Raw genomic sequence first — 6,178 nt, 5'->3', positions numbered from 1 at the left:
GCCTTTCTCTGGGCAGGAGTCCCTTCATCGAATCGGTCAAGAAACGCGAGGGGGCTCCTTTTACTTCCCCTCACCCTTCTTGGCTAAATCAGATTATTTGTCCACCATTTTCTGTGGCCGTGCTCAAAATAACAGTGCCAGAAAAATTTCCTGGCAATTTACGACATCGGACGCTCGGATCAAACTGAAACGTCTTTATCCGAAGTTATAGGAGTTACATGGTACTAGCCTGTTCACCAAACTGATTCATAATCGACAAGAAGTAATCGATACCAGCGCCATCAAGAGCTCCATCAAGAATCTCGTCGAGAATCATAATGTGTGTTGACGCTGTTCTTCATCTTAGCAATCTGACGCCAAGTGAACAGGATGGCGAGGTCATTGATAAGAACTTCCTTTTTGTGGGCCGAAGTATATTTAGCGGTTTCTTGTATGTCAAGAAGAGTTTGGGCACAAGATGTGGGAGATGGATGATCTGACCGGATCGGCGCTGCATTACTCACATCGTCCTTTTATGATTTTATTCTGTAAAGATGCCGGACAAGACCCTTTAGGCCGGAATTCAAGCACACGCCTGCGTCACGTCCTGTTTCTGTGTTCGTCAGGACGTTATGACTGTATGTAATCATCCCAGGAATATTCGGGGTCGGCGTAGGCGTTGGTTTGCGGATGTGGAGCATGAGCGAGATAATCAGCAGTGGCGTATTCGATGTTTGGCGGGTCATGCGTGTCTGATGAGATAGGTCTGGAAAGCTTCAAAGAATCCGGAAAGCACGTCCGGCATATCCTTTTCCTGCCCAAGCTGCTGAGCGACAACATCCCGAAGGAAGCGAGTTCGTTTGGCCAGTTCGACGGCGAGAGATTCTGCCGTGAACGCCTTGGGCAGCGAGAAACCGAGAAAGCGGTCAAGAAGGGCATACAGTTCGTCCGCCTTTTCCACCGGCGGCATCGTGCGCAACCGGTTAAGAATCAAAGGCCGGGCGGCAAGAACCGTCTCCACGCGCTCGCCGTTCCGGTATAACCGAAATTCAAGAAAGTTGGTAAGAATGAGGTTGGGGAACGTGGAGCGATAGCGCGTGAGTTGTTCAGACTCCTCGACAACGTCCAGCCTATCTTCCGTCGGCTTCTTGGCTTCGACATAGCCGATGATGCGGTCCGTACCATTCCACAGACGAAAATCGGGGTTCCCGGCATCGGTGGGTTTGGGAAGGGTAGTGACGCGCACATGCGCCCGCCCAGTTAACATGGCTATAGCCGCCAGCATTTCGGCAAGCGTCGGGTAGAAACTTTCCTCTCTCGCGTCCCCTTGCAGGGCCACGGCGGAAAGCTCTTTGAGATACTTGGTGAACACCGGTTTATCGCTAATTTTTTCCCTATTCGTGCCACCTAATCGCGGCGACGCAGTCGCCGGGAACGACCTGTATCACCAGTGGCGCCAATGAGCTTGCCGCGTCAGCGCCGCCGGCGTTCTCGCCATCTGGTGAATGCTTTTGTTGGGCTAATATATTACCAATCATCATAGTCTGTAATGTTGATTTCATTGCCTGTTTCAATATTTTTTACACTGACTGCTGTTCCGATACTGACGCTTATAAATTCATAAATGTATCGGTCTGACAACGCGAAGCTGTCAGACCATTCATCCCAGGCAATTAGATTTTTCAGCTCGTTGCCAGCAATACGATATTTAATTAATTTATTGTCATTATTTCCGATAACACCGGCGGCTGTAATACGCTCTGATTTTAAGTCAATACTTTCTTTCGTATACCAGTGCGTAATTTTCAAAGTTGAGATGGATGGTGATATTTGAAACTGGAATAAGGGAGAACCAAAACTCCCGTCAACTCCGTAATATGGCATGAAATGAATGTCAGCATCCTTATTATTCATGCTCTCTAATTTTTGTTTCATCATAGATTTCAGCCTTGGCTCTGGAATCTCGATATCTTTTAGGCGTTTAGTGACTAATTGCTCTTCAAGCACTTTCTTATTAATGTCATTGATAAATTGCTCAGCTTTTTTGGAAAAATATTCAGAAACTACAAAACTAATTTCTTTGTTTGACTTTATGACCGTAATCATCTCGATATAACTCCATGGCTTTGATTGTTGTTTGCGGCGTCATCTCCTTGATCCTTTGGAAAGGCAACGGGAAGCTGTGTGTCGGTAACCGAAAGAACAACCCATCCATCGCGCACGACTTCGACCAAGGAAGGAGAAACCAAAATTCCTGATTTGGTCAGGGACTTGTCCATCTCTTCAATCCAATGACGTTGCCAAGTTTTGTGGCCAAACATTTTCAAGAGGGTTTTTAGAAACACTCGTTTCGATTTTTTGGGAGAATCTTTAATGGCTTCGCGTATTAAATTTGCTACCTGGATTTTGTCTAACTCTGCCATATTCATGTCTCCGTTTTGACGACTATTCGCTGAGGTCAGGATAACATTGATGCCCAACAGTATTAATAGGCCTGTCTTAACATTGGGAGACATGGCCAGTTGAAAATCAGTGAAGTTTTTGTTTCCATAAGATGATACTGTTTCGTATGTCAAGCGAAATGTATCCGTGCATATTTAACATTTTCAATAAATTATAACGAACAACGCAAAGTTTGGCGCCTCACGCCACAAAAAAATCATAGGGCTTGAATTCAGGAACTGAATTTGCTATTTTTACCCAATGCAAAAGTCAGAAGACAAAGTCAGCGCTGCTGCAGACGCCTCCGTTTCGTTTCCCGGATGGCGGGAAGTCCTGCAATCGGGATGCCCCCGATCCTGCCGTTCTACGCACATGGGAACAGGATATCTTTGCCTGGCTGAAATTCCTTAAGGCCGCACACCGCCGAACCTCTATAGAATCGGTACTGGACTATCTGCACTCACTGGAGAATGAGGAGAAAAATACGGATTCGGTTCGAGCTTCCCTGCGGTGGTTTTTCAAAACTGCAGCCAACCTTTCCCAGCGGGTCACCCCCTGTACCATGCGTCACTCCTTCGCCACCCACCTGCTGTCCGGGGGAGCGGATACGCGCACGGTACAGGAACTGCTCGGCCACGCGGATGTCGCGACTACCATGATTTATACCCATGTACTCAACCGGCAGGGACTTGCGGTGCGCAGTCCGCTGGACAACCTGTAAAACATGGTAATTAAGGCAAACGTTCGCCGATGACAAGATACCGGCGCTTGCCGCTGTCGTCTGGGGGAGCAGGCGCGAGCTCTGCTATTGGGACCGGTTTCTGTCGTTCCGTGCTCATAGTCATAAAGCAACAGGCTTTTATGAATAAATTGGCGAGATAAGTGGCGCCATTGCTTTAAGGAACAGGCCGTGCCGATTCCATAGTTGGAGAGTCTTTCGTACCGGAATTTCAGGATCTTCTGCGAATTCGACCCCCGCAGGACATCGACGATATGGCCCGCGCCGAAGATTTCGCCGGTCCGTTTGACACGGGAGAGAAACATCTGCGCTGGGATGGTCAGATCGACGAGGACACTTTCCGCTTCCCCCATTCGGCAGTTGTCGCACATTCCACAACGGTCCGGAACGCCGTATTCCCGCAACTGGTCCATCTGGTCCTTCATGAGGAAGATCAGCGGGGAAACCACGATCGTTGCTGAAGCAAGGGATGGCATACTCCTTCGCAAGGATTCCGGAGCTGACGACAAGCTCTTCAGGGGTATTCCACTTCTCCACGGGGAACTGGAGGGCAAGGCTACGCTGCCGCTTTACAATGGCGCGGGTCTTGCCCATGGCCTTCTTGCCGTCCAGGGTATCATAGATGAATTTTTGCCATGACATTTCCAGAAGGTTTGCCTGAACGGTATCCAGAACGCCCTGCAGCCCGTCGCGGAAACCGAGCACGGCATAACTGATAAATCCAGACAGGTTCCTTTCCCGTACGCACAGATCGATTTGGCGGTAATATTCCTGCCAGGTATCGTTATAAATGGTTTGACAGGATGTGCGAAGCCATATCGGGCAAACCCCTCAGCTCCCATCTACCGGGAGAGCTCAATCCCGGCAAGGTTTTCATAATATCTGACCAGGGCGCTGTGATCGGCGTCGCCCATGCCGTTATCGCGGAGTGACAGCATCATTTGCATGACATTTTCGGTAAGCGGCGTCGGCGTCGAAATGCCTTTGGCGGTGTTCAGCACGTTGTTCAAATCCTTGATGTGCAGGTTGATCCGGAAGCCGGGGTTAAAATTGCGATCCAGCATCAGCGGGGCCTTGGCATCAAGGGCAACGCTCCCGGCCAGGCCACCCCGAATCGCCTGAAAAACGAGATCCGGATTGACGCCCGCCTTGGCGGCAAGCACGAGGGCTTCGGAAACGGCGGCGATGTTGGCCGCGACGATGATCTGATTGGCAAGTTTCGTTACATTTCCGGCGCCGGCTTCACCGCAGCGGACGGCGGATGAACCCATCGCCTTCAAAATCGGCAGAAATTCGTCAAAGTCCTCCTGCCGACAACCGACCATGATCGAAAGCGATCCCGCGATCGCCTTCGGCTCGCCGCCGCTGACCGGCGCATCCATCATCCGGACATTTTTTTCGGCCAGCTTCGCGGCGATTTCCCGGCTCACCAGCGGATCGAGGGAGGTCATGTCGATCAGCATCGAATTTGGGCGCATCCCCTCGATCAGACCGTTTTGTCCCAGCACAACCTCCTTAACCTCCGGCGAGTTCGGGAGCATTGTGATAATGATGTCGGCATTTTGGGCTACTTCCCGGGGCGAGGCGGCTATCTGGGCGCCGGCCTCCTTAAACTCCTTTTCGGTCGCCGCCGCTCTGCAATAAATGACAAGCGAATGCCCTGCCTTCATAAGATTCCTGCTCATGGGTTTTCCCATGATTCCCAAACCGATAAAACCTATCTTTGCCATGCTATTTTCCTCCTTGTATATTTATTTACAGATACGGCTTCAGCCAGTCAAGCCCTTCCGCGGTTTTGCGAAGCGGCTTGTACTCGCAGCCGATCCAGCCAGCGTAGCCCTGCTTATTCAGAAAATTAAAGATATTCGGATAGTTGATCTCGCCTGTTCCCGGCTCGTGACGGCCGGGGTTGTCGGCGATCTGGATATGACCGATCCGGGCGAGATTATCCCCGATCGTCTGCAGGAGGTTCCCCTCCATCACCTGCATGTGGTAAATGTCGTACTGAAGCCGGAGATTCGGGTGTCCGACCTCTTTTATCAACACCAGGGCATCGCTGGTACGGCAAAGGTGGAATCCGGGAATATCCTGATTATTCAAGGGCTCGACCAGCAGACTGATGCCCTCGTTTTCCAGGGATTCCGCGGCAAAGCGCAGGTTCCCGATCAGCGTCTGGCGGACCTTCTCCGGGGGATCAGTGGGGGTCGTTCCGACGAGGCAATTAACCAGCGGGCAGCCCAAGGCATGCGCGTACTCTGTTGCCAAACCGACACCCTCCCGGAATTCCCCTTCCCTGCCTGGCAGGCAGGCAATTCCCCGCTCCCCGGCTGCCCAATCGCCGGCGGGGAGGTTGAAGAGAACCTGGTTAAGCCCGTATTCTGAGAGCTTTTCGGCCAGCTCCTCCTTTTTAAAGGCGTAAGGGAACATGTATTCAACAGCCTTGAAACCGGCCTCGGCCGCCTGTTCGAACCGGTCGAGGAAATCTGCCTCGGTAAAGAGCATGCTGATATTGGCGCTGAAACGAATCATGAGATTGCCTCCTTATCCATATTAAAAGCGAATTTGTATTAGCATATAACGTTTGGCGAACCTCATACCACCAAATGGAGCCGGAGTCACGCATTTGAAAACGATTATTTCCCTTTTTGCACCTCGAGGGGACAAGAAATTTTTCGAGCGCATGCAGCCAGGCCATTTTTGATATTACGCCGTCCTGCGCGCACGCGACGTCCCTGTCTTTGGAGATAATCGGGTTTGAGCCGCTATTTGCGCTATTTGCGCTTGACAATCCTCAAGAGTTTGTTGAAAATCAGCGCGGGATTTTACCTTTATCCTGGAGAGGCAATTGCAAAACTCCCCATTCTTGTCATTCCCGCAACGATTCTGAGCGGGAAAACGAAGTTTAATGTTCATAATCTGGTTCTAACTGCTTGAAAAAACCATATTTCCGATAGAGACATTATGGACATTAAGCTGCGCTTTCGGGAATGACAAATGGTTTTGCAATTGGCTCTGGAT

General features: G+C 50.5%; 8 protein-coding genes. 2 read left to right on the top strand and 6 right to left on the bottom strand.

What is annotated here, in order from left to right; genetic code table 11:
* Window positions 1–721: 721 nt before the first annotated feature.
* From K0B01_10480 to K0B01_10470, 3 genes are all read right to left on the bottom strand, one after another.
* Entirely contained in the window at window positions 722–1,351 is a 630-nt protein-coding gene (locus K0B01_10480) for a hypothetical protein (GenBank protein MBW6486560.1), read from the bottom strand.
* A 155-nt stretch (window positions 1,352–1,506) separates the two neighbouring features.
* The gene (locus K0B01_10475; GenBank protein MBW6486559.1) at window positions 1,507–2,085 is read right to left on the bottom strand and encodes a hypothetical protein; all 579 of its coding nucleotides are present in this window, start codon (window positions 2,083–2,085) and stop codon (window positions 1,507–1,509) included.
* Window positions 2,082–2,555 carry a hypothetical protein gene (locus tag K0B01_10470; protein MBW6486558.1) on the bottom strand — a complete coding sequence of 158 codons (474 nt, stop codon included), beginning with the start codon at window positions 2,553–2,555 and terminating at the stop codon, window positions 2,082–2,084. Before K0B01_10470 ends, K0B01_10475 begins: the two co-directional genes overlap by 4 nt.
* Before the next feature lie 92 nt (window positions 2,556–2,647).
* Here K0B01_10470 and K0B01_10465 point away from each other — a divergent pair, with 92 nt between their 5' ends.
* Window positions 2,648–3,142: a tyrosine-type recombinase/integrase gene (locus tag K0B01_10465; protein ID MBW6486557.1), complete on the top strand. Its 495-nt coding sequence runs from the start codon at window positions 2,648–2,650 to the stop codon at window positions 3,140–3,142.
* Here K0B01_10465 and K0B01_10460 read toward each other — a convergent pair.
* Complete coding sequence (locus K0B01_10460) at window positions 3,082–3,585, bottom strand: hypothetical protein (GenBank protein MBW6486556.1); 504 nt, start codon at window positions 3,583–3,585, stop codon at window positions 3,082–3,084. The genes K0B01_10465 and K0B01_10460 overlap by 61 nt on opposite strands.
* On the opposite strand from K0B01_10460, the gene K0B01_10455 reads away from it, so the two are divergent.
* On the top strand, window positions 3,584–3,799 hold the full coding sequence (locus K0B01_10455; GenBank protein MBW6486555.1) for a hypothetical protein: 216 nt from the start codon (window positions 3,584–3,586) through the stop codon (window positions 3,797–3,799). The two genes, K0B01_10460 and K0B01_10455, sit on opposite strands and share 2 nt — an antisense overlap.
* A gap of 203 nt (window positions 3,800–4,002) precedes the next feature.
* Here K0B01_10455 and garR read toward each other — a convergent pair whose 3' ends face one another.
* Together garR and hyi are read right to left on the bottom strand one after the other, a co-directional pair.
* Window positions 4,003–4,890, bottom strand: coding sequence for a 2-hydroxy-3-oxopropionate reductase (garR, locus tag K0B01_10450; protein MBW6486554.1), 888 nt, complete (start codon window positions 4,888–4,890; stop codon window positions 4,003–4,005).
* 25 nt (window positions 4,891–4,915) lie between these two features.
* Complete coding sequence (hyi, locus tag K0B01_10445; protein MBW6486553.1) at window positions 4,916–5,689, bottom strand: hydroxypyruvate isomerase; 774 nt, start codon at window positions 5,687–5,689, stop codon at window positions 4,916–4,918.
* Window positions 5,690–6,178: the final 489 nt, after the last annotated feature.

Source organism: Syntrophobacterales bacterium (assembly GCA_019429105.1).
In the GTDB taxonomy this organism is placed as follows: Bacteria; Desulfobacterota; Syntrophia; order Syntrophales; family UBA5619; genus DYTH01.
The sequence above is the reverse complement of the archived record's forward strand: the minus strand, read 5'-3'. Positions and strand labels throughout refer to the sequence as shown.

Excerpts from the sequence above, each read along its gene's own strand:
- K0B01_10475 (MBW6486559.1), bottom strand. The coding sequence starts at position 2,085 with ATGATTACGGTCATAAAGTCAAACAAAGAAATTAGTTTTGTAGTTTCT.
- K0B01_10455 (MBW6486555.1), top strand. The coding sequence starts at position 3,584 with ATGAGGAAGATCAGCGGGGAAACCACGATCGTTGCTGAAGCAAGGGAT.
- K0B01_10460 (MBW6486556.1), bottom strand. The coding sequence starts at position 3,585 with ATGAAGGACCAGATGGACCAGTTGCGGGAATACGGCGTTCCGGACCGT.
- garR (MBW6486554.1), bottom strand. The coding sequence starts at position 4,890 with ATGGCAAAGATAGGTTTTATCGGTTTGGGAATCATGGGAAAACCCATG.
- hyi (MBW6486553.1), bottom strand. The coding sequence starts at position 5,689 with ATGATTCGTTTCAGCGCCAATATCAGCATGCTCTTTACCGAGGCAGAT.